Annotated in this window: 21 protein-coding genes; 2 read left to right on the top strand and 19 right to left on the bottom strand. The window is 69.7% G+C overall.

Translation table 11 applies throughout. The features are described 5' to 3' along the window. Positions 1-7: 7 nt before the first annotated feature. Entirely contained in the window at positions 8-604 is a 597-nt protein-coding gene (gene pyrR, locus ACZ9QC_RS35015; RefSeq protein WP_215450985.1) for a bifunctional pyr operon transcriptional regulator/uracil phosphoribosyltransferase PyrR, read from the bottom strand. A gap of 219 nt (positions 605-823) precedes the next feature. Here pyrR and bldD point away from each other — a divergent pair, with 219 nt between their 5' ends. Continuing rightward, on the top strand, positions 824-1,324 hold the full coding sequence (bldD, locus tag ACZ9QC_RS35010; RefSeq protein ID WP_045557247.1) for a transcriptional regulator BldD: 501 nt from the start codon (positions 824-826) through the stop codon (positions 1,322-1,324). Between the two features lie 207 nt (positions 1,325-1,531). Here bldD and nusB read toward each other — a convergent pair whose 3' ends face one another. From nusB to ACZ9QC_RS34920, 18 genes are all read right to left on the bottom strand, one after another. Further along, complete coding sequence (gene nusB, locus ACZ9QC_RS35005) at positions 1,532-1,966, bottom strand: transcription antitermination factor NusB (RefSeq protein WP_472916747.1); 435 nt, start codon at positions 1,964-1,966, stop codon at positions 1,532-1,534. Between the two features lie 2 nt (positions 1,967-1,968). Further along, entirely contained in the window at positions 1,969-2,535 is a 567-nt protein-coding gene (efp, locus tag ACZ9QC_RS35000; RefSeq protein ID WP_220650011.1) for an elongation factor P, read from the bottom strand. 59 nt (positions 2,536-2,594) lie between these two features. Next, positions 2,595-3,701, bottom strand: a complete 1,107-nt coding sequence (locus ACZ9QC_RS34995; RefSeq protein WP_472916746.1) for an aminopeptidase P family protein — start codon at positions 3,699-3,701, stop codon at positions 2,595-2,597. A 171-nt stretch (positions 3,702-3,872) separates the two neighbouring features. After that, complete coding sequence (locus ACZ9QC_RS34990) at positions 3,873-4,865, bottom strand: AAA family ATPase (protein WP_472916745.1); 993 nt, start codon at positions 4,863-4,865, stop codon at positions 3,873-3,875. A 177-nt stretch (positions 4,866-5,042) separates the two neighbouring features. After that, on the bottom strand, positions 5,043-6,134 hold the full coding sequence (gene aroB / locus ACZ9QC_RS34985) for a 3-dehydroquinate synthase (protein WP_472916744.1): 1,092 nt from the start codon (positions 6,132-6,134) through the stop codon (positions 5,043-5,045). Continuing rightward, entirely contained in the window at positions 6,131-6,613 is a 483-nt protein-coding gene (locus tag ACZ9QC_RS34980; RefSeq protein ID WP_472921901.1) for a shikimate kinase, read from the bottom strand. Before ACZ9QC_RS34980 ends, aroB begins: the two co-directional genes overlap by 4 nt. Before the next feature lie 32 nt (positions 6,614-6,645). Beyond that, a complete protein-coding gene (aroC, locus tag ACZ9QC_RS34975; RefSeq protein ID WP_472916743.1) occupies positions 6,646-7,830 on the bottom strand; it encodes a chorismate synthase in 1,185 nt (394 codons plus the stop codon). Positions 7,831-8,065: 235 nt separating this feature from the next. Beyond that, positions 8,066-8,905, bottom strand: coding sequence for a shikimate dehydrogenase (locus tag ACZ9QC_RS34970; protein ID WP_472916742.1), 840 nt, complete (start codon positions 8,903-8,905; stop codon positions 8,066-8,068). After that, positions 8,902-10,716 (bottom strand): endolytic transglycosylase MltG, encoded by a 1,815-nt coding sequence (gene mltG, locus ACZ9QC_RS34965; RefSeq protein WP_472916741.1) that lies wholly within the window; start codon positions 10,714-10,716, stop codon positions 8,902-8,904. Before mltG ends, ACZ9QC_RS34970 begins: the two co-directional genes overlap by 4 nt. A gap of 124 nt (positions 10,717-10,840) precedes the next feature. Next, positions 10,841-11,305: a Holliday junction resolvase RuvX gene (gene ruvX / locus ACZ9QC_RS34960; protein WP_472921900.1), complete on the bottom strand. Its 465-nt coding sequence runs from the start codon at positions 11,303-11,305 to the stop codon at positions 10,841-10,843. A gap of 38 nt (positions 11,306-11,343) precedes the next feature. Continuing rightward, entirely contained in the window at positions 11,344-14,016 is a 2,673-nt protein-coding gene (alaS, locus tag ACZ9QC_RS34955; RefSeq protein WP_472916740.1) for an alanine--tRNA ligase, read from the bottom strand. After that, positions 14,016-14,390 carry a hypothetical protein gene (locus ACZ9QC_RS34950; RefSeq protein ID WP_472916739.1) on the bottom strand — a complete coding sequence of 125 codons (375 nt, stop codon included), beginning with the start codon at positions 14,388-14,390 and terminating at the stop codon, positions 14,016-14,018. Before ACZ9QC_RS34950 ends, alaS begins: the two co-directional genes overlap by 1 nt. A 7-nt stretch (positions 14,391-14,397) precedes the next feature. Further along, complete coding sequence (locus tag ACZ9QC_RS34945; protein ID WP_472921899.1) at positions 14,398-14,844, bottom strand: DUF948 domain-containing protein; 447 nt, start codon at positions 14,842-14,844, stop codon at positions 14,398-14,400. Positions 14,845-15,073: 229 nt separating this feature from the next. After that, positions 15,074-15,688: a 30S ribosomal protein S4 gene (gene rpsD / locus ACZ9QC_RS34940; RefSeq protein WP_033532580.1), complete on the bottom strand. Its 615-nt coding sequence runs from the start codon at positions 15,686-15,688 to the stop codon at positions 15,074-15,076. A gap of 303 nt (positions 15,689-15,991) precedes the next feature. Continuing rightward, positions 15,992-17,347 carry a replication-associated recombination protein A gene (locus ACZ9QC_RS34935; RefSeq protein WP_472916738.1) on the bottom strand — a complete coding sequence of 452 codons (1,356 nt, stop codon included), beginning with the start codon at positions 17,345-17,347 and terminating at the stop codon, positions 15,992-15,994. A gap of 81 nt (positions 17,348-17,428) precedes the next feature. Next, a complete protein-coding gene (locus ACZ9QC_RS34930) occupies positions 17,429-18,067 on the bottom strand; it encodes a vitamin K epoxide reductase family protein (protein ID WP_472916737.1) in 639 nt (212 codons plus the stop codon). Positions 18,068-18,213: 146 nt separating this feature from the next. Beyond that, positions 18,214-19,476: a histidine--tRNA ligase gene (hisS, locus tag ACZ9QC_RS34925; protein WP_472916736.1), complete on the bottom strand. Its 1,263-nt coding sequence runs from the start codon at positions 19,474-19,476 to the stop codon at positions 18,214-18,216. A gap of 13 nt (positions 19,477-19,489) precedes the next feature. Beyond that, positions 19,490-20,206, bottom strand: a complete 717-nt coding sequence (locus ACZ9QC_RS34920) for an MBL fold metallo-hydrolase (protein WP_472916735.1) — start codon at positions 20,204-20,206, stop codon at positions 19,490-19,492. Between the two features lie 167 nt (positions 20,207-20,373). On the opposite strand from ACZ9QC_RS34920, the gene ACZ9QC_RS34915 reads away from it, so the two are divergent. Further along, entirely contained in the window at positions 20,374-21,219 is an 846-nt protein-coding gene (locus tag ACZ9QC_RS34915; protein ID WP_472916734.1) for a peptidylprolyl isomerase, read from the top strand. Positions 21,220-21,243 lie beyond the last annotated feature (24 nt).

The following is a 21,243-nucleotide window of genomic DNA, read 5'->3' as shown; positions in this document are numbered from 1 at the left end:
TCGCGTGCTACTGCTGGGCGGTCCGCTTCGCGCCGAGCAGGACGGTGTCCCGACCGTCCTCCTCGGCGAGCTGGACCTTGACCGTCTCCCGCAGCGACGTGGGGAGGTTCTTGCCGACGTAGTCGGCGCGGATGGGCAGTTCGCGGTGGCCCCGGTCGACGAGGACCGCGAGCTGGACGGCGCGCGGGCGGCCGATGTCGTTCAGCGCGTCGAGCGCCGCGCGGATCGTGCGGCCGGAGAAGAGCACGTCGTCGACGAGGACGACCAGGCGGCCGTCGATGCCGTCACCGGGGATCTCGGTGCGGGCCAGCGCACGCGGCGGGTGCATACGCAGGTCGTCGCGGTACATGGTGATGTCGAGCGAGCCGACCGGGATCTTGCGGTCGGTGATCTCCGCGAGCTTGGCGGCGAGCCGCTGCGCGAGGAAGACGCCCCGGGTCGGGATGCCGAGGAGCACCACGTCGTCGGCGCCCTTGGCGCGTTCGACGATCTCGTGGGCGATGCGGGTCAGTACGCGCGCGATGTCGGGGCCTTCGAGAACGGGCCGCGCATCGGACGACGGCGCGTCCTGGGGCAGGTTCGCTTGCGGGTCATGCGTGTCCATACGAAACGGACCTCCTTCTCCGCCTCACGGGACGGACCTTAAAGGACGTCGGATTTGCGCCATCAACGTTAGCAGGCCCCCGTAACGCCCCTGATCACCCCCCTGGCCCAAGGGAACGCGGTTGCCACGGAAGAGTCGGTCCGGACCATTCGGCTTGACGGGGCAGAGTCACGCTGCGTAACCTCACAGTGAGTCACCAGCCTTCGTCCGGGGAGCTATATGTCCAGCGAATACGCCAAACAGCTCGGGGCCAAGCTCCGGGCCATCCGCACCCAGCAGGGCCTATCCCTCCACGGTGTCGAGGAGAAGTCCCAGGGACGCTGGAAGGCGGTCGTGGTCGGTTCGTACGAGCGCGGCGACCGCGCCGTCACCGTGCAGCGCCTCGCGGAGCTGGCGGACTTCTACGGGGTTCCCGTGCAGGAGCTGCTTCCTGGTACGACCCCTGGTGGCGCCGCCGAGCCGCCGCCGAAGCTCGTCCTGGACCTGGAGCGCCTGGCGCACGTGCCGGCCGAGAAGGCGGGCCCGCTCCAGCGTTACGCGGCGACGATCCAGTCCCAGCGCGGTGACTACAACGGCAAGGTGCTCTCGATCCGCCAGGACGACCTGCGCACACTCGCCGTCATCTACGACCAGTCCCCCTCGGTCCTCACCGAGCAGCTGATCAGCTGGGGTGTCCTGGACGCGGACGCGCGCCGCGCCGTCTCCCACGAGGACAACTGACCTCCGGGAAACACCAGCAGAAACGTGCCGCCGGGGTGCCTCGAACCGATTGGTTCGAGGCACCCCGGCGATTTTTGTGCTTGTCGTAAGGCGCGTGGTCACAGAGGAGCGGGGCAGCACCCCGAAAGGGGCGCGGGGAACTGCGCGACCGGCCACGGACCACGCGCGGCCGACTCCGCACAGCACCCCGACGGCGCTCCCCGGTTCCTACTCGCCTTCCCGGCGGAGCGAAGGCTTGAGGTCCTTCAACCGGCCGAGCAGCCCGTTCACGAACGACGGTGAGTCGTCCGTGGAGAACTCCTTCGCCAGCTGCACCATCTCGTCCAGCACCACCGCGTCCGGAGTGGCGTCGACCCAGATCAGCTCGTACGCGCCGAGCCGCAGGATGTTGCGGTCCACCACCGGCATCCGGTCGAGCGTCCACCCCACCGAGTACTGCGCGAGCAACTCGTCGATCCGCTTGGCGTGCTCGGCGTACCCCTCGACCAGCTCCATGGTGTACTCGCTGACCGGCGGCTGACGGGTGTCGCTGTGGGCGTGCCGGATCCAGTCCGCGAGGACGGTCAGGACGTCGACTCCGCGCTGGTCGCCCTCGAAGAGGATCTGGAAGGCGCGCTTGCGGGCCGTGTTACGGGCAGCCACGGTTAGCTGTTCACCCGGCCGAGGTAGTCGCTCGTGCGGGTGTCGACCTTGATCTTCTCACCGGTGGTGATGAAGAGCGGCACCTGGATCTGGTGGCCGGTCTCCAGGATGGCGGGCTTGGTGCCGCCGGTGGAGCGGTCGCCCTGGACGCCCGGCTCGGTCTCCTGGATGACGAGCTCGACGGCGGCCGGCAGCTCCACGAAGAGCACCTCGCCCTCGTGCTGCGCGACGGTGGCGGTGAAGCCCTCGATCAGGAAGTTGGCGGCGTCGCCGACGGCCTTGCGGTCGACCATGAGCTGGTCGTAGGTCTCCATGTCCATGAAGACGAAGTACTCGCCGTCCATGTAGGAGAACTGCATGTCGCGCTTGTCGACAGTGGCCGTCTCGACCTTGACGCCGGCGTTGAACGTCTTGTCGACGACCTTGCCGGAGAGCACGTTCTTGAGCTTGGTGCGCACGAAGGCCGGGCCCTTGCCGGGCTTGACGTGCTGGAACTCGACGACGGACCAGAGCTGGCCGCCTTCGAGCTTGAGCACCAGGCCGTTCTTGAGGTCGTTCGTGGAAGCCACGGTTGCGGAATCTCCTGGACTGACGTGGACGACCCCGGGCCACGCGTCCAGCCGATGAGCTAGAGCGCGAGCAGCTCCTTGGTCGTGATGGTGAGTAGCTCGGGTCCGCCGTCCGCCTCGGGGCGTACGACGAGCGTGTCATCGATCCGGACGCCGCCCCTGCCCGGGAGGTGGACCCCCGGTTCGACGGTGACCGGCACGCAAGCGTCCAGTTTACCCATGGCCGCGGGGCCCAACTGCGGGTCCTCGTCGATTTCGAGTCCGACCCCGTGCCCCATCAGCGGCGGGAGGCGCTCACCGTGCCCCGCCGAGTCCAGGACCTGGCGGGCCGCCCGGTCCACGGCACGGTAGGCCGCACCGGGTGCGAGTGACTCCCGCCCGGCCCGCTGGGCTGCGAAGACCAGGTCGTACAGCTCGATCTGCCAGTCCGCGGGCGAGGTGCCGATCACGAACGTACGGCCGATCTCGCAGCGGTAGCCGCGATAGGTCGCGCCGAGGCAGACGGAGAGGAAGTCGCCCTCCTCGACCCGTCGGTCCGTGGGGACGTGACCGGGACGGCCGGAGTTCGGGCCGGTGGCGACGGAGGTCGGGAAGGCGGGGCCGTCCGCGCCGTGGTCCACGAGGCGGCGCTCCAGTTCGAGGGCGAGATGGCGCTCGGTACGGCCGACGAGGATCGATTCGAGGAGTTCGCCCAGCGCCTGGTCGGCGATCTCCGCGCCGATCCGCAGACAGGAGATCTCCTCCTCGTCCTTGATCACTCTCAGCTGCTCGACCGCGCCGCCGAGGTCGGCCAGCCGCAGCCGGGGTGCGACCGAGCGGATCGCCCGGTGGCGGGCCACGGTGAGGTGGTGTTCCTCCACGGCCAGCGACTCGGCGTCGAGCGCCGTGACCAGGTCGGCGGCGGCGACCGCCGGATCGCCACCCGGGCTCGGCAGCACCTGGACGCGTACGGCCTCGTCGGCTCGGCCCTCGCCGATCTCCCCTCGCGGGGGTGCGCCACAGACCAGGACGTCCTCGCCGCCGCCCAGCAGAAGGACGGCTCCCGCGGGTGCCGCGCCCGCCAGATACCGGATGTTGGCCGGGAGCGTGACGAGTGCGGTGGCGCTGCCGCTGGAATGGCAGCGCTCCCTGAGCCGGGCGCGGCGGGCCGCGTACACCTCTGACATGTGCCGAGCGTATGAGCTTCGGCGGACAGCCGCCGGTCGAGCGGGGCCGAGTGGGGGTGCGTCGCGGAGCTCGGGGGTGCGGCCAGGGGTTGAGTGCCGTCCGCACGCCGCTGGGGGCTTGTCGCGCAGTTCCCCGCGCCCCTTTCGGGGCGCGGCTTCAGTGGGACGTGGTCACCACTTCGGAGGGCTGGCGATCGACCTCGCCAGGACCTCGTCCAGGACCCTCGCCGTGGCCGGGACATCCAGCTGGGAGTTGTCGATGATCGGGAGGCCCGAGCCGTACCAGCCCGCCATCCGGCCGTGGATGCGGGCCACCTCTTCGTCGGTGAGACGGCGGTTGCCCGAGCGCTCGGCGTTGCGTTCGAGGACAATCTCCAGGCCCGGGAGGAGGACGACCGGGAGCAGGCCGGGGCCGACGTGCCGCTTCCAGCCGCCGAGGCCGACGACCGGGCGGTCGGGGAAGACGGCGTCGTCGAGGATGCAGGAGATGCCGTTGGCCAGGAAGTTCCTGGCGGAGAAGCCGCAGGTGCGGCGGGCGAGACGATACTGCGCCTCGGAGTTGTCGTTCCACCCGGACTGTGGGTCCGCGAAGCCCGAGCGCACCCACTCGCGCACGTCGTCCAGGCTGATGTGCGCGGTGGGCACCCGGCGGTGGTCCGCCCAGTACTTGGCGACGCTGGTCTTGCCCGCTCCGGCGGGCCCGATGAGCAGGACCGCGAGTGTGGTGGTCGTGACGTCGGGGGCGCCGGTGGCGGGCGGCGGCATGGTGACGGGGCCGCCCGGCGGCAGTTGCACGTGTCCGGTGGTGTCCCGAGGCATCGCCGTCTGCTGCGGGGCGGCGGGGTGCGGGTGCCCGGGGCCGCCGGCGAAGCCCGGCGCGGGGGGCACCGAGCCGGGAGGGGCGGGTGGGGGTGCCGAGACGGGCGGTGCGGCCGGGGTGGGCGGAGCCGCCGGCGCGGGCGGGGGCGACGGTACGGCGCCGGGGTGCGTGCCCGGAGGAACGGGGTGGCCCGCACCGGGGTGCCCCGGCGGGTTCGCGCCCGGTGCTCCGGGGTGCGGGGGTGCCGGGTGTCCCTGGTGGTTCGCGGTCGGCGACCACGGGGCCGCCGGGTCCTGCCCCGGCCGATGGGGCGGCGGCAGCGGAGCTCCCACTGCGTGCTGCATCCGGTGCCACTCCGTCTCGTACAGTCACATCGACACTGGCGAGCGGGGTCTTACGACCCCGCCCTCACCGAACGGTACCGTCCCCGGCCGCCCTTTGGTGAACGGCCGGGGGCAGCCCGAAGTGCCCAAGTGGCCAGGGACACAAGGCGAATCGGGCAACTGGTGCCCGAGCGGGCGTTACTGGCCCACTTCGCCGTAGGCGGCGAGCAGGATCGCCGGGTCGGGTCCTTCCAGGACGGTGGGCTTGGCCAGACCGTCCAGGACGATGAAGCGCAGCAGGTCGCCCCGGGACTTCTTGTCGACCTTCATCGTCTCCAGCAGCCTCGGCCACTGGTCGTAGCGGTAGGTCAGCGGCAGCCCGACGGACTCCAGGACCGTGCGGTGGCGGTCGGCGGTGGCGTCGTCCAACCGGCCGGCCAGACGGCCCAGTTCGGCCGCGAAGTGCATACCGACGGACACGGCCGCGCCGTGCCGCCACTGGTAGCGCTCGTTCTTCTCGATCGCGTGGGCCAGGGTGTGCCCGTAGTTGAGGATCTCGCGGCGCCCGGACTCCTTGAGGTCGCCGGAGACGACCTCGGCCTTGACCCGGATCGACCGCTCGATCAGCTCGGAGGTGTGCGGCCCGGCGGGGGTGCGGGCGGCCTGCGGGTCGGACTCGATCAGGTCCAGGATCGCCGGGTCGGCGATGAAACCGGCCTTGATGATCTCGGCCAGGCCGGAGACGTAGTCGTTGACCGGCAGGGAGTCCAGCGCGGCCAGGTCGCACAACACCCCGGCCGGCGGGTGGAACGCACCCACCAGGTTCTTGCCCTCGGCCGTGTTGATGCCGGTCTTGCCGCCGACGGCGGCGTCCACCATGGCGAGGACGGTGGTGGGGATGGCGATCCAGCGGACCCCGCGCAGCCAGGTGGCCGCCACGAAGCCGGCCAGGTCCGTGGTGGCGCCGCCGCCGACACCGACGATGACATCGGTGCGGGTGAACCCGGACTGGCCGAGCGCCTTCCAGCAGTACGCGGCGACCTCGGCGGTCTTGGCCTCCTCCGCGTTCGGCACCTGGATCGCGACGGTCTCGAAGCCCTGCTCCGCCAGATCCGCGCGCAGCGCCTCACCGGTGTCCGCCAGCGCCTCGGGGTGGATCACCGCGACCCGCTTGGCCCGGTTGCCGATCAACCCACCCAGTTCGCCGAGGAGTTGACGCCCCACCAGGACCTCGTACGGCTCGGTGCCCGCCGTACCGCCGACCTGGATACGGGTCACTGTCTCGCTCATGCTTCCTTCAACTCCAGTGCGTCCAGGACCGCCCGGGTGACTTCCTCGGGCGTGCGGCCGTCGGTGGCGACGACAGCCGTGGCGACCTCCTCGTAGAGGTTGCGCCGGGCCTCCATCAACTCCCGCCACTGCTTGCGGGGGTTGACGGCCAGCAGGGGGCGGGCGGCGTTGAGGCCGGTGCGCTTGACGGCCTCCTCGACGTCCATCGAGAGGTACACGACGCGCTGTCCCACGAGCAGGGCCCGGGTGTCGGCGTCGAGGATCGCGCCGCCGCCGAGGGCGAGGACGCCGTCGTGGCCCGCGAGCGCCGTGTGCACGGCCCGCTTCTCGATGGCGCGGAAAGCGGGCTCGCCCTCGTCGACGAAGATCTCCGCGATCGCGCGGCCCTGCTCGGCCACGATGTCGTCGTCGGTGTCGCGGTAGGCGACGCCGAGCCGCTCGGCGAGCTGCTGTCCGACGGTGGACTTGCCCACGCCCATGGGGCCGACGAGGACGACCAGAGGCACCGGGCTCACCGGATCGCGAGGTGGTCGAGGTAGGAGCGGACGTTGCGGGCCGTCTCGGTGACGCTGTCGCCGCCGAACTTCTCGGCCACCGCGTCGGCCAGCACCAGGGCCACCATCGCCTCGGCGACGATGCCGGCCGCCGGCACGGCGGAGACGTCGGAGCGCTGGTGGTGGGCCTGCGCGGCCTCGCCCGTGGTCACGTCGACGGTCTGCAGTGCGCGCGGCACGGTCGCGATCGGCTTCATGGCCGCGCGGACGCGCAGCAGCTCGCCCGTGGTGAGCCCGCCTTCGGTGCCGCCGGAGCGGCCGGAGACCCGGCGGATGCCCTCGGGGGTGTTCACGATCTCGTCGTGCGCCTTGGAGCCGGGCACCCGCGCCAGCTCGAAGCCGTCGCCGATCTCGACGCCCTTGATGGCCTGGATGCCCATCAGCGCCCCGGCGAGTCGGGCGTCCAGCTTGCGGTCCCAGTGGACGTGCGAGCCGAGGCCCACGGGCACGCCGTAGGCCAGGATCTCGACGACGCCGCCGAGGGTGTCGCCGTCCTTGTGGGCCTGGTCGATCTCCGCGACCATCGCCTTCGACGCGTCGGCGTCCAGGCAGCGCACCGGGTCCGCGTCCAGCCTGTCCACGTCCGCGGGGGTCGGGTACACGCCCTGCGGGGCCTTGGCGCCTGCCAGCTCGACCACGTGGCTGACGATCTCGATCCCGGCCGTCTCCTTCAGGTACGACCGGGCGACGGCACCGAGGGCCACGCGGGCGGCGGTCTCCCGGGCGGAGGCCCGCTCCAGCACCGGCCGGGCCTCGTCGAAGCCGTACTTCTGCATACCGGCCAGGTCCGCGTGACCGGGCCGGGGGCGGGTCAGCGGAGCGTTGCGGGCGAGTCCGGCCAGGATCTCCGGGTCGACCGGGTCGGCGGACATGACCTGCTCCCACTTCGGCCACTCGGTGTTCCCGACCATGATCGCCACCGGGGAGCCCATGGTGAGGCCGTGCCGTACACCGCCGAGGAAGGTGACCTCGTCGCGCTCGAACTTCATCCGGGCACCGCGTCCATAGCCCAGGCGCCGCCGGGCCAGGTGGTCCGCCACCATCTCCGTGGTGATCGGCACGCCGGCGGGAAGGCCCTCCAGCGTCGCGACAAGTGCGGGACCGTGGGACTCCCCCGCGGTCAGCCAGCGCAACCTGCTCAACGGTGCTCCTCAGTGCTCGCGCCCGGTACTGCGTCCTGCCTGCGTGTACGCGCGTCCTCGCGTACGGCGACGGCTACCGGGTGCGCGGCCCCGGCCCGCCACCTCCGATCCTCCCACGTCCGGGGCGCGAGCCGGTCACGGGTCCAGCAGACGGACGGGGGCGACGGGCGCCGAGTGGCGGGGACCGCGCCAGGTCGTCCCGTCTCCGCCACCGCGCTCAGCGCACTAGGGAGACTCAGCCCCGCTCAGCCAGCGCCCGCTCCCCCGCGGCCCGCATCGCCGCCACCGGCGCCGTCTTGCACCCCGTCATCTGCTCGACCTGCAGAACCGCCTGGTGGACGAGGAGATCCAGCCCACTGAGGACGGCACCGCCGTAGGCCGACCAGCGCGCGGCGAGTTCCGTCGGCCACGGGTGGTACAGCACGTCGAACAGCGTCGTCGGCCGCTCAGGCACGGCTCCGGAGAGCGCATCCGTCGCCCCGGCCGGAGTCGTGGCGATGACCAGCGGGGCGCGCAGCGCCCGCTCGGCCTCCGCCCAGTCCGCTGTACGCACCTCGACGTCCAGCCGCTCGCCCCACTGCCGCATCTCGGCGGCCCGCGCCTCGCTCCGGACGTACGCCACGACCTCACCCGTGCAGATCCGGGCGAGCGCGGCCAGCGCGGAGGAGGCCGTGGCACCCGCGCCGAGGATGGCCGCCGACTCCACCTGCTCGATGCCGCGCTCCCGCAGGGCGGCCACCATGCCGGGGATATCCGTGTTGTCGCCGACGCGCCGTCCGTCCTCGGTGAACACGATCGTGTTGACGGCCTCGACGGAGGTGGCCGTCTCGGTGATCTCGTCCAGCAGCGGAATGACCGCCCGCTTGAGCGGCATCGTCAGCGACAGACCCGCCCACTCCGGCCCGAGCTGCTCGACGAACCCGGGCAGCGCCTCCTCGTCGACCTCGAAACGGTCGTACGACCAGTCGGTGAGCCCGAGTTCGGCGTAGGCGGCCCGGTGCAGCACCGGCGAGAGCGAGTGGGCGATCGGCGAACCGAGCACGGCGGCACGGTTCTTGCTGGCGGTGCGGCTCATTGTGCGTTCTGCGCTTCCTGGTACTTCCTGCGGTTCTTGTTGTGCTCTTCGTTGGTCACGGCGAAGAGCGTCTCGTCCTCGTTGATCGAGACGAAGTAGTACCAGTCGCCCTTGGCCGGCTTGAGGGCTCCCTCGATCGCCTCGTCGCCGGGATTCCCGATCGGCCCGGGCGGCAATCCATACACCTTGTACGTGTTGTACGGGTCGTCGATCCGCCGCAGCGAGTCGACCGAGCCGGTCGCCAACTTGGATTCACCGCGCAGGTAATTGACCGTCGAGTCGAAGTCGAGCAGACCGGCCGTCTCCGCGTTGTTGGGCTCAAGGCGGTTGTAGACGACTCGCGCGATCTTCTTGTAGTCCTTCTTGTTGTTTCCCTCGGCCTGTACGAGGCTCGCGACAGTGAGGACCTGAAGCGGATTCTCCAGCTTCAACCCCTTGGCCTTGCCGACCAGATCGAACTGCTCGTATTTCGCCTTCGCAAGGTCGATCATTTCCTTGAGGACCTGCTCGGGCTTCATGTCCTTGGCGACCGGATAGGTGGACGGGTAGAGGAATCCTTCCAGCGGATCCTTGATGTCGTCGTTGTCGTTGGCCCACTTGGGGAGGCCGAGGGTGTCGAACTTCTTTTCCGCGATCTCCTTGGTCGTCCCCTTGTCGAGGCCCAACTCCGTGTCGATCTTCGCATAGACCGAGTTGTTCCGTTCACCTTCGGTGACGGTGAAGTTGTTCTGACTCTTCGGATCGAGCATGAGGGCGATAGCGCTTTCAGCGGACATCTCCTTCTTGAGGAGATAAACGCCCGCCTGAATATCGGGCCTGTCGGGATTCTGCGCCAGCGCGGCAGTGAAAGCATCCACACTCTTGACGACCCCGGCCGTCTTCAGCTTCTGCCCGATCGCCGACCCGAACTCACCCTTGGCGACCGTGATCGTGACCGTCTCGTTCGTGCCGTTGCCCGAGTAGTCAGGGGCCTCGCCGAAGCGGCTCTGGAAGAACTGGTAGCCGAAGTAGCTCACACCGGCGAATCCGCCGCCGAAGACCATGACGACCACCAGGCAGGCGCACCCGCTGCGGCGCTTCTTGCCGCCCTTGCCCGGTTTCTTGGGCTTTCCGCCGCGGCTCTTCCGGTCACCGCGGCCGCCGCGGCCCTCCGCCTCGTCGTCATCGTCCTCGTCACCGCCGCCGCCCGCGAAGAACGCGTGCTCGCCCTGGTCCGGCCCGGGGTCCCAGTCCGTCCGGTCCGTGGCCGGCTGCTTCTCCGCCTCGGGCTCCGGAGCCGGGGCCGGCGCCGGCGGAGTTTCCGTGCCCCGGCGAGACGGCGGCTCCGGCGGCGGATACGCGTCCGGCGTTCCGTAGAAGTCCTGCTGGCCGCCGCCGTAGGCCATGGCTTGCTGCTGCCCCCCGTAGGGGTCGTTCGGGTCGGCGGCGTAAGTGCCCTGCTGGTGCTGGGCAGTTCCGTCGTTCCAGCCCCCGTTGCCCTGGCCGTACTGCTGCTCACCATGGCCGGTGTACTGCTGGTGGTGCTGTGGCTGCTGCTGGCCGGGGTACTGCTGCCCCGGGTCGCCGTACTCCTGCTGGTACTGCTGCTGGGTGTAGGCGTCCTGATGGCCGTTGCCCCAGCCGCCGTGACCGTTGCCGTTGTCGTAGTGCTGCTGGTACTGCTGCTGCTCCGGGTAGTGCTGCTGCGGCTGGCCGCCGTAGGCGGACTGCTGGCCTCCCTGGGCCTGCTGTCCGTCCCATCCGCCGTCCCCGTACAACGGGTCGTCCGGATGCCACGGTTCGGAGCCTGGGCCCCGGCCATACTCAGTCATCGATCCCCTAGAGCCGCGAGGCGGCGGTCACGCGGGGCCTGTGGCTCGGCTGTCGTCCCCGCCTCTATTTGTGCGGTGGCTGTTCGAAGGCCACCACATCGCGCGGAACGTTACCGTATCGCGATCAGATGACCACTTCGACGCCCTCGCCCGGTGCATTGCCTGACGCCCGTTCGGATTCCAGCGCTTGTTGCAGAATGATCACGGCCGCTGCCTGGTCGATGACCGACCTGCCCTTCTTGGATTTCACACCTGAGGCACGAAGTCCTTGACCGGCTGTCACTGTGGTCATCCTCTCGTCGATGAGTCTGACCGGAACCGGCGCGATCATGCGGGCCAACTCCTGGGCGAAACCCCGCACCTTGACTGCGGCCGGGCCTTCTCCCCCTTTGAGAGAGCGTGGCAGGCCGACGATTACCTCGATGGGTACGTATTCGTCGACCAGTTGTCTCAGTCGACGCTGAGCTGCGGGGACATCGCGTCCGGGAACCGTCTCGACGGGGGTGGCGAGGATCCCGTCGGGGTCGCAGGAGGCGACCCCGATACGGGCGTCCCCGACGTCGATCGCGAGGCGACGGCCACGGCGCATGGCCGGACCGTCGCCTTCGCTCGTGGGATCCGTGGTGCTCACTTGGCCGTCTCGGCGACCAGGCGCTCGACCGCGTCCACGGCCTCGCCGACGGCGGCCGGGTTCTGGCCGCCGCCCTGGGCGACGTCCGGCTTGCCGCCACCGCCGCCGCCGAGCGTCTTGGCGGCCGTACGGACCAGGTCACCGGCCTTGAGGCCGCGCTCGCGGGCGGCCTCGTTGGTGGCGATGACCGTCAGCGGCTTGCCGTTCACGACGGTGAACAGGGCGACCACGACGGCCCGGCCGCCCTGGATGCGTCCGCGGACGTCGAGGACGAGCTTGCGGAGGTCGTCGGCGGTGGTGCCGTCCGGGACCTGTCCGGTCACGAGAGCCACGCCGGAGACGTCCTTGGCGGACTCGGCAAGACCGGCGGCGGCCTGCAGCACCTTCTCGGCGCGGAACTTCTCGATCTCCTTCTCGGCGTCCTTGAGCTTGCCGAGCATGGCGGAGACCTTCTCCGGAAGCTCCTCGGGACGGCCCTTGATCAGCTCCTGGAGCTGGGCGACGACCGTGTGCTCACGGGCGAGGAAGTTGTAGGCGTCGACGCCGACCAGGGCCTCGATGCGGCGCACACCGGAGCCGATCGAGGACTCGCCGAGCAGCTTGACCAGGCCGAGCTGCGAGGTGTTGTGGACGTGCGTGCCGCCGCACAGCTCCTTGGAGAAGTCGCCGATGGTGACGACGCGGACGCGCTCACCGTACTTCTCGCCGAACTCGGCGATGGCGCCCTGCTTCTTGGCCTCGTCGAGGCTCAGGATCTCCGCGTGGACGTCCAGGTCGCGGGAGAGCACCTCGTTGATCTTCTGCTCGACGTCGGTCATCACGGCCGTCGGAACGGCGGACGGGGAGCCGAAGTCGAAGCGGAAGCGGCCCGGCTGGTTCTCGGAACCGGCCTGGGCGGCCGTCGGACCGAGGGCGTCACGCAGGGCCTGGTGGGTGAGGTGGGTGGCCGAGTGGGCGCGGGCGATGGCCGTACGGCGGCGGCCGTCGATCGAGGCCTGGGCCTTGGCGCCGACGGTCACCTCGCCGACCTGGACGACGCCCTTGTGGACGTACACGCCCGGTACCGGCTTCTGGCAGTCGCGGATCTCGATGACGGCACCGGAGTCGACCTTGATCCGGCCGGTGTCGCCGATCTGGCCGCCGCCCTCGGCGTAGAACGGGGTGCGGTCGAGGACGATCTCGACCTCGTCGCCCTCGGTGGCGGCGGGCGAGGAGAGGCCGTCGACGAGGATGCCGACGACCGTGGACTCGCCCTCGGTGTCCGAGTAGCCGATGAACTCGGTCTCGCCGGCGGCGTCGGCGATCTCGCGGTAGGCGCCGAGGTCGGCGTGGCCGGTCTTCTTGGCGCGGGCGTCGGCCTTGGCGCGGTCCCGCTGTTCCTTCATCAGGCGGCGGAAGCCGTCCTCGTCCACGGAGAGGCCCTGTTCGGCGGCCATCTCCAGGGTGAGGTCGATCGGGAAGCCCCAGGTGTCGTGGAGCAGGAAGGCCTTGTCGCCGGCGAGGACCTGGCCACCGGTGGCCTTGGTCTCGGTCACGGCGGTGTCGAGGATGTTGGTGCCGGCCTTCAGCGTCTTGAGGAAGGCGTTCTCCTCGGCGAGAGCCACCTTCTCGATGCGCTCGCGGTCGGTGATCAGCTCGGGGTACTGCTGACCCATCATGCCGATGACGACGTCGATGAGGTCCTTGACGACCGGGCCGGTGGCGCCGAGGAGGCGCATGTTGCGGATGGCGCGGCGCATGATGCGGCGCAGGACGTAGCCGCGGCCCTCGTTGCCGGGGGTGACGCCGTCGCCGATGAGCATCACGGCGGTGCGGATGTGGTCGGTGACCACGCGCAGGGAGACGTCGGAGGCCTTGGCGTCGCCGTAGCGGACGCCGGTCAGCTCGGTGGCCTTGTTGATGACCGCCATGGAGGTGTCGATCTCGTACATGTTCTGCACGCCCTGCAGAATCATGGCGAGGCGCTCCAGGCCGAGGCCCGTGTCGATGTTCTTGCTGGGCAGCTCGCCGAGGATCTCGAAGTCCTCCTTCGAGGTGCCCTCGCCGCGCTCGTACTGCATGAAGACCAGGTTCCAGATCTCCACGTACCGCTCGTCGTTGACGGCGGGGCCGCCCTCGACGCCGAACTCCGGGCCGCGGTCGTAGTTGATCTCGGAACACGGGCCGCACGGGCCGGGGACGCCCATGGACCAGTAGTTGTCCTTCATGCCGAGGCGCTGGATGCGCTCCTTCGGCACGCCGATCTGCTCGTGCCAGATGCGCTCGGCCTCGTCGTCGTCCTTGTAGACGGTGATCCAGAGCTTCTCCGGCTCCAGGCCGTAACCACCCTTGTCCTGGGGGCTGGTGAGCAGCTCCCAGGCGTGCTTGATGGCGCCTTCCTTGAAGTAGTCGCCGAAGGAGAAGTTGCCGCACATCTGGAAGAACGTGCCGTGCCGGGTGGTCTTGCCGACCTCTTCGATGTCCGGCGTACGGACACACTTCTGCACGCTGGTGGCGCGGGCGAAGGGCGGCTTGACCTCACCGAGGAAGTAGGGCTTGAAGGGGACCATGCCCGCGTTGACCAGGAGCAGAGTCGGGTCGTCCGCGATGAGCGACGCCGAAGGGACAACGGTGTGACCGCGCTCCTCGAAGAAGCTCAACCAGCGGCGACGAATCTCGGCCGACTCCATCAGTGGTCCTCATTCCGGTTGTACGGGTACGACGAGTTGTCGACGTACCTCGGATTCCTGCTGTACTTCGGGGTGTTGCTGTTCTCGATGGCGACCACGCGCCGGGGGGCCGGAAGCTCCGGGTACGTGTCGGGGTTGGCCTCGATACCGAGTGCCTCGCCCAACTCGGCCTCCCGCTGGGCCATGTTGTCGCGGACGTCGAGCGCGAAGTGGACGGCCCGGTCCTTGATCCTGTGGCCCGCCTCGACCGCCTTGTGCGCGGCCTGGGTGGCGAGGTGTTCGGGGGTGAGCTGCTTCAGCTTGCGGTTGACCTTGGTGGTGGCCCACACTCCGGCGGCGACCCCTGTGGTGAACCAGAACGTACGGCGGAACATCGCTCGGTCAGTCCTTCTTTCCACGGGTGTCACGCCTGCTTCGGCGCGTGCCCGGAACGGTGCGTCCCACGATCACGGTACGACGCTGTTCCTTGGCGGGCTCGCCCTCCCGGCGGCCGCCCATGGCCCGGCGTACGCCGTAGCCGAAGGCGGCGACCTTCACGAGGGGGCCGCCGAAGGTGGACGCGACGGTCGTGGAGAGCGCCGAGGCGTTCGACGTGACCTCCTGGACGTCGGACGCGATGGCGTCGACCCGCTCGATCTGGGTCTGCGCGGAGCGGACCGCGGTGGACGCGTCGGCGAGGAGGGGGACGGCCTGGTCGGTCACGTCCGCGACGAGCTTGGTGGTCGCCTTGAGCGTCTGGGCCAGCCTCGCCAGCGCGACGGCGAGGAAGGAGACCAGGATCGCCCAGAAGACGGCCACCAGGATCCCGGCCACCTCTCCACCGGACACTGTCTGCACCCGCTCCCTGGAACATGCCTGAACGTCGAAAGTCGTGTCCCGAGCCTATCGCGCCGCGGCGATCGCTCTGTACCGCATTAAGGCGCAGCGCGGAGACCGCCGCCGGCCCGCCGCGGTCTCGCCGTAGCAAGGCGAGAGCCCGCCGTCCCGCCCGCCCAGGAGGGCGGGGGGACGACGGGCTGACGCTCGGTGCGTATGTACTACGTCCGTCGAAAGAGGATCAACGGGCGTAGTACTCGACGACGAGCTGCTCGTCGCAGATGACCGGGATCTCCTTGCGGTTCGGGTCGCGGTCCAGGCGGAAGGCCAGGGCCTTCAGGTTCACCTGGAGGTAGCGCGGGGTCTCGCCGTCGGCGGCGAAGCCACCCTCGCGGGCGACCTCGAACAGCGGCTTCTGACGGCTGCGCTCACGGACCATGACGACGTCGTCCGGCTTGACACGGAAGGACGGCTTGTCGACCTTGTGGCCGTTGACCTCGATGTGGCCGTGGACGACCATCTGGCGGGCCTGGTAGATCGTGCGGGCGATGCCCGAACGCAGGACCAGCGCGTCGAGACGGCGCTCGAGCTCGATGATCAGGGCCTCACCGGTCTTGCCCTGGACCTTGGAGGCACGCTCGTAGGCGCGGACGAGCTGGCGCTCGGACACGTCGTACTGCGCGCGCAGACGCTGCTTCTCGAGCAGACGGACCTTGTAGTCCGAGTTCTGCTTGCGGCCACGGCCGTGCTCACCCGGCGGGTAGGGGCGGGCCTCGAAGTACTTGACGGCCTTCGGGGTCAGCGCGATGCCGAGGGCACGCGACTTCTTGACCTTGGGGCGGGACTGGTTCGCCACTTCTTTTCCTTTTCCTTCTCTTCGGCTGCCTCAGGGTTACGGGAGGTCGCATCCGCAGCCGGGGAATCCCGTCAGGCCCGCGAGGGACATGTCGGGTAGCCGCTCCCCTGGTCTGGGCACATACGTGCAGCACACGAACGGCCCACCGACCGGTCCCGGGAATCCGAGTGGTGGTGGGCTGCCCGCGACACCTACGACGGTGCGCGACGCTCCTGGATCCGAAGATCCGGCTGGATGTCCCGCCTGAGGCGCCGACCGGAGCCGGACACGGGACGCAGCACTGTGGAGGAGTCTACAGGGGGTTCAGGACTGCTTCCGACCGAGGTTCTTCCTGGTCCACTCCACCGCGTCGGCGTACCGGGCCTCGGCGCCGTGCCGGGTCGGGGTGTAGTACTCCCGCTCCTTGATGGCGTCCGGTGCGTACTGCTGGGCGGCGATGCCCTCGGGGAGGTCGTGCGGGTACACATACCCCTGGGCGTGCCCGAGTTTGGCCGCGCCTTTGTAGTGCCCGTCCCGCAGGTGCGGGGGCACCGGACCGGCCAGGCCCTTCCTCACGTCCTCCATGGCCGCGCCGATGGCCGTCGTCGCCGCGTTCGACTTCGGGGCCAGGGCGAGGGCGATGGTGGCGTGGCTGAGGGTGAGCGCGGCCTCGGGGAAGCCGATCATGGCGACGGCCTGGGCGGCGGCGACGGCTATGGGCAGCGCGTTCGGATCGGCCAGGCCGATGTCCTCGCTGGCGGAGATCATCAGTCGGCGGGCGATGAACCGGGGGTCCTCACCGGCCTCGATCATCCGCGCCAGGTAGTGCAGCGCGGCGTCCACGTCGGAACCGCGGATGGACTTGATCAGGGCGCTGGCCACGTCGTAGTGCTGGTCGCCGTCGCGGTCGTACTTCACGGCGGCGCGGTCGACGGTCTCCTCCAGCGTCTGGAGACCGATCTCCGCCTCCCCCTTGTCGAGGGCCGCGCCGGCCGCGGCCTCCAGGGCGGTCAGGGCGCGGCGGGCGTCTCCGCCGGCGATCCGCAGGAGGTGCCCCTCGGTGTCCTCGGGGAGGGTGACGGCGCGCTTCAGGCCGCGCTCGTCGGTGAGGGCGCGCTGGAGCAGGCCGCGCAGGTCGTCGTCGGTGAGCGGTTCGAGGGTGAGGAGGAGGGAGCGGGACAGGAGCGGGGAGATCACCGAGAAGTACGGGTTCTCCGTGGTCGCCGCGATGAGGGTGACCCAGCGGTTCTCGACGGCCGGGAGGAGGGAGTCCTGCTGGGCCTTGCTGAAGCGGTGGATCTCGTCGAGGAAGAGGACGGTCTCCTTGCCGAAGCCGCCGGTGGCGCGGCGGGCGCCGTCGATGACCGCGCGGACCTCCTTGACCCCCGCGGTGATCGCGGAGAGCTCCACGAACCGCTTGTTGGTGGCCTTGGAGACGACGTACGCCAGGGTCGTCTTGCCGGTGCCGGGCGGGCCCCAGAGGATCACCGAGGAGGGGCCGGCGGGGCCGCCGCCGGACTCGCCGACCAGTCTGCGCAGGGGCGAGCCGGGCTTCAGGAGGTGCTGCTGGCCCACGACCTCGTCCAGGGTGCGCGGGCGCATCCGTACGGCCAGGGGGCTGGCGGCCGGGTCCTTCTCCTGGCGTTCTTCGGCTGCGGCGGTGAACAGATCGGGCTCCACACGGAAAACCCTATGTCACGCCACTGACAGTCCGGTCGGCCCGGCGGCCGGCCCGGCGGCCGCCCCCCGGAGGAGCCGCCGTCAGCTGGTCCAGAAGTCCCACCAGCGGGTCAGGATCAGCATGCCGATGATGCCGATGTGCATCACGGGCAGGACCCAGGTGAACTCGGCGAAGAAGCCCTTCAGCCAGCCGGGGGCCGGCAGGAACCCGTTGCGGATGTTGGAGGACGTGACGTACCAGAACATCAGGATGGTGGCGACCCAGGCGAGGCAGCACCACAGGCAGAGCGAGTTGATGTTGTACAGCGACTGGTACTGGAGCCAGGTCACGAAGCCGACGCCGAAGGCGGTGCCCGCGTTGAAGGTCAGCCAGTACCAACGCGGGTAGGTGGCACGGGCGAGCAGGCTCACGCCGACGCAGATGACGATGCCGTACGCGACGAGCCCGAGCATCGGGTTGGGGAACCCGAAGACGGATGCCTGGTCGCTCTTCATGATGTTGCCGCAGGAGACGACCGGGTTGAGGCTGCACCCGGGGGTGAAGTTCGGGTCCTCCAGCAGCTTGAACTTGTCGAGGGTGATGACCCAGGAGGCGAGCAGCCCGGCCGCACCGGTGATCAGCAGCAGGATCGCGAAGGCCCGGCTTCCGCCCACCGTGCGCGGGGCCTCGGTGTGTTCCCGGGCGGTGGTCGAGACGTCCCTGACTGTCGTCTTGCTCATCACGTCGATTCCGTCGATTCCATGGCGTCGAAGGGGCCGCTGGGCACGGTCATTGTGCCGTACACCCTCGCGCGCGCGGCGTTCGCTGGACGTAAAAGTCGCCCCCGCCACCCGTAAAGGGCGACGAGGGCGACAACGGTTCGAACTCAGCCCAGTCGGGCCTCCAGCTCGGCCACGATCTCGTTCACGCCGACGGCGACCTGCTCCCCGGACTCCATGTCCTTGAGCTGGACGACGCCCTCGGCGAGGTCGCGTTCGCCAGCCACGATCGTGTAGCGCGCGCCGCTGCGGTTGGCGTTCTTCATCGCGCCCTTCAGGCCCTTGCCGCCGTAGGCGAAGTCGGCCGCGATGCCCACCTTGCGCAATTCGGTGACCTTGGTGAACAGCAGCCGGCGGGCCTCGTCGCCGAGCGGGACGGCGAACACGGTGGTGGCGGCGGGTAGTTCGAGCTCGACGCCCTCCGCCTCCAGGGCGAGGACGGTCCGGTCGACGCCGAGCGCCCAGCCGACCGAGGGCAGCGCGGGGCCGCCGATCATCTCGGAGAGGCCGTCGTAGCGGCCGCCGCCGCCCACCGCGGACTGCGAGCCCAGACCGTCGTGGACGAACTCGAAGGTCGTCCGGGTGTAGTAGTCGAGGCCGCGCACCAGCTTGAGGTCGTCCTCGAAGGCGACGCCCGCCGCCGTGATCAGCTCGCGCACTTCCTCGTGGTACGCCTTGCAGGCGTCGCAGAGGTAGTCGCGCAGCAGGGGTGCGTCCCCGAGCTGCTTCTGGACCGACTCGCGCTTGTCGTCGAGGACGCGCAGCGGGTTGATCTCCGCGCGGCGGAGCGTGTCCTCGTCGAGGTCGAGGCCGCGCAGGAACTCCTGCAGCGCCGCCCGGTAGACGGGACGGCACTCCTTGTCGCCCAGGCTGTTGAGCAGGATGCGGAAGTTCCTCAGGCCCAGCGAGCGGTACGCCTGGTCCGCCAGGATGATCAACTCGGCGTCCAGGGCCGGGTCCTCGGCGCCGATCGCCTCGGCGCCCACCTGGGAGAAGTGGCGGTAGCGGCCCTTCTGGGGGCGCTCGTAGCGGTAGTACGAGCCGGAGTACCAGAGCTTGACCGGGAGGTTGCCGACCTTGTGGAGGTTGGCCTCCAGGGCGGCGCGCAGCACGGAGGCGGTGCCCTCGGGCCGCAGGGCGAGCCTGTCACCGCCCTTGGTCTCGAAGGCGTACATCTCCTTGGTCACGATGTCGGTGGACTCGCCCACACCGCGCGCGAACAGTTCGACGCTCTCGAAGCCGGGCGTCTCGATGTACCCGTAGCCGGAGTCGCGCAGCGGCGCGGCGATGGCCTCGCGGACGGCGAGGTACTTGGCGCTGTCCGGGGGCAGCAGGTCGTACGTGCCCTTGGGGGCCTGGAAGGTACTCACGGAAGGTCTCTCGTCACATTCCTCGTCGGGGAGGGGTCGTCGGACCTTCTCCCTGGCCGGCCGCCGCCACCTGCCGCAGATACGGGTTGGTGGCGCGCTCCTGGCCGATGGTCGTCTGGGGGCCGTGGCCGGACAGCACCACGGTCGAGTCGTCGAGCGGCAGGCACACGCGGGCCAGCGAGTCGAGCATCTCGGCCATGTCACCGCCGGGCAGGTCGGTGCGTCCGATGGAGCCGGCGAAGAGCAGATCCCCGGAGAAGAACACGGAGGGGATCTCCGTGTTCTCGGGCATCCGGAAGGTCACCGACCCCTTGGTATGGCCGGGCGCGTGCGCGACGGACAGCTCCAGACCGGCCAGCTCCAGCTTGGCGCCGTCGGTCAGCTCCTTGACGTCGTCCGGCTCCCCCACGGTCAGCTCGCCCATGAGCGGCATGCCGATGGACCGGCCGAGCGCCTTCTCCGGGTCGCTCATCATGTACCGGTCCTCGGGGTGGATCCACGCCGGTACGTCGTGCGCGCCGCACACCGGGACGACCGAGGCCACATGGTCGAGGTGGCCGTGGGTGAGGACGACCGCGACGGGCTTGAGCCGATGCTTCCTCAGCGTCTCCTCGACTCCCTGGGTGGCCTGGTGGCCCGGGTCGATGATCACGCACTCCTCACCGGCGGCGGGGGCGACCAGATAACAGTTGGTCCCCCAGGCCCCGGCGGGGAACCCGGCAATGAGCACGATCGTCCTTCTTGTGGCGTACGGGGGTGGGTTGCTGTGGATCAGAGCCTACCGGCGCTGCCGTTTCCTCAGCGAACCCATATACGGTACGGGTCACACGCAATCAGTCCACTCAACGGACGCGCGACGCACCCGTCGACGTACGAGACGCATGAGGAGAGAACCCCGTGGTCAGCCAGGATCAGCGGCGGCGTCAGCTCGCCCGGGAGAAGTTCTTGCGGCAGCAGCAGCGGCGCACGTCCGCGCGACGCAAGGCACGAGTCCGCAACGCGGTGGTCGCTTCGGTGCTCGGTGTGATCCTGGTGGGCAGTGTGGCGCTCTACACGACCGACGTCCTCAAGGGCGACGACAAGAAGGACAACGTGAGCGCGGAGGCGAGCGCGAGCGCGTCGCCCAGCAAGGCGCCGGACCCGTGCGAGAAGCCGGCCGAGGGCAAGGTGAAGGACCTCACCTTCAAGAAGGAACCCGCGCTCACCATCGACAAGACCGCGAAGTACACGATGGATCTGCAGACGACGTGTGGTTCCATCCCCATAACGATGGACGCGGCGAAGGCCCCGCGCACCGTCAACTCCTTCGACTTCCTGGTGAACAAGGGGTACTTGGACCACACCAAGTGCCACCGTCTCACCACCGAGGGCATCTATGTCCTGCAGTGCGGTGACCCGCAGGGCACCGGCATGGGCGGTCCCGGGTACACGATCCCGGACGAGAACCTGAAGGACTCGCGTCTGAAGGGCGATGTGTACCCGGCGGGCACGGTCGCGATGGCGAACCAGTTCAACGCGCAGACGGGCGAGGGCAAGAACAGCGGTGGCAGCCAGTTCTTCCTGGTCACGCAGGACAGTCCGCTGCCGGCCAACTACACACCGTTCGGCACCGTCTCCAAGGACGGCATGAAGGTCCTGAAGAAGATCGCCGACGCGGGTGCCCAGCCCGCGGACCCCCAGACCGGCAACACGGCACCCAACGCGACCGTGGTCATCAACAAGGCGACTGTCAAGAAATCCTGACCGCCACCAGTGAAATTTCGGTCG

The sequence above is a fragment of the Streptomyces sp. HUAS MS02 genome (assembly GCF_055702265.1).
This window is presented reverse-complemented; position numbering and strand designations above follow the sequence as displayed.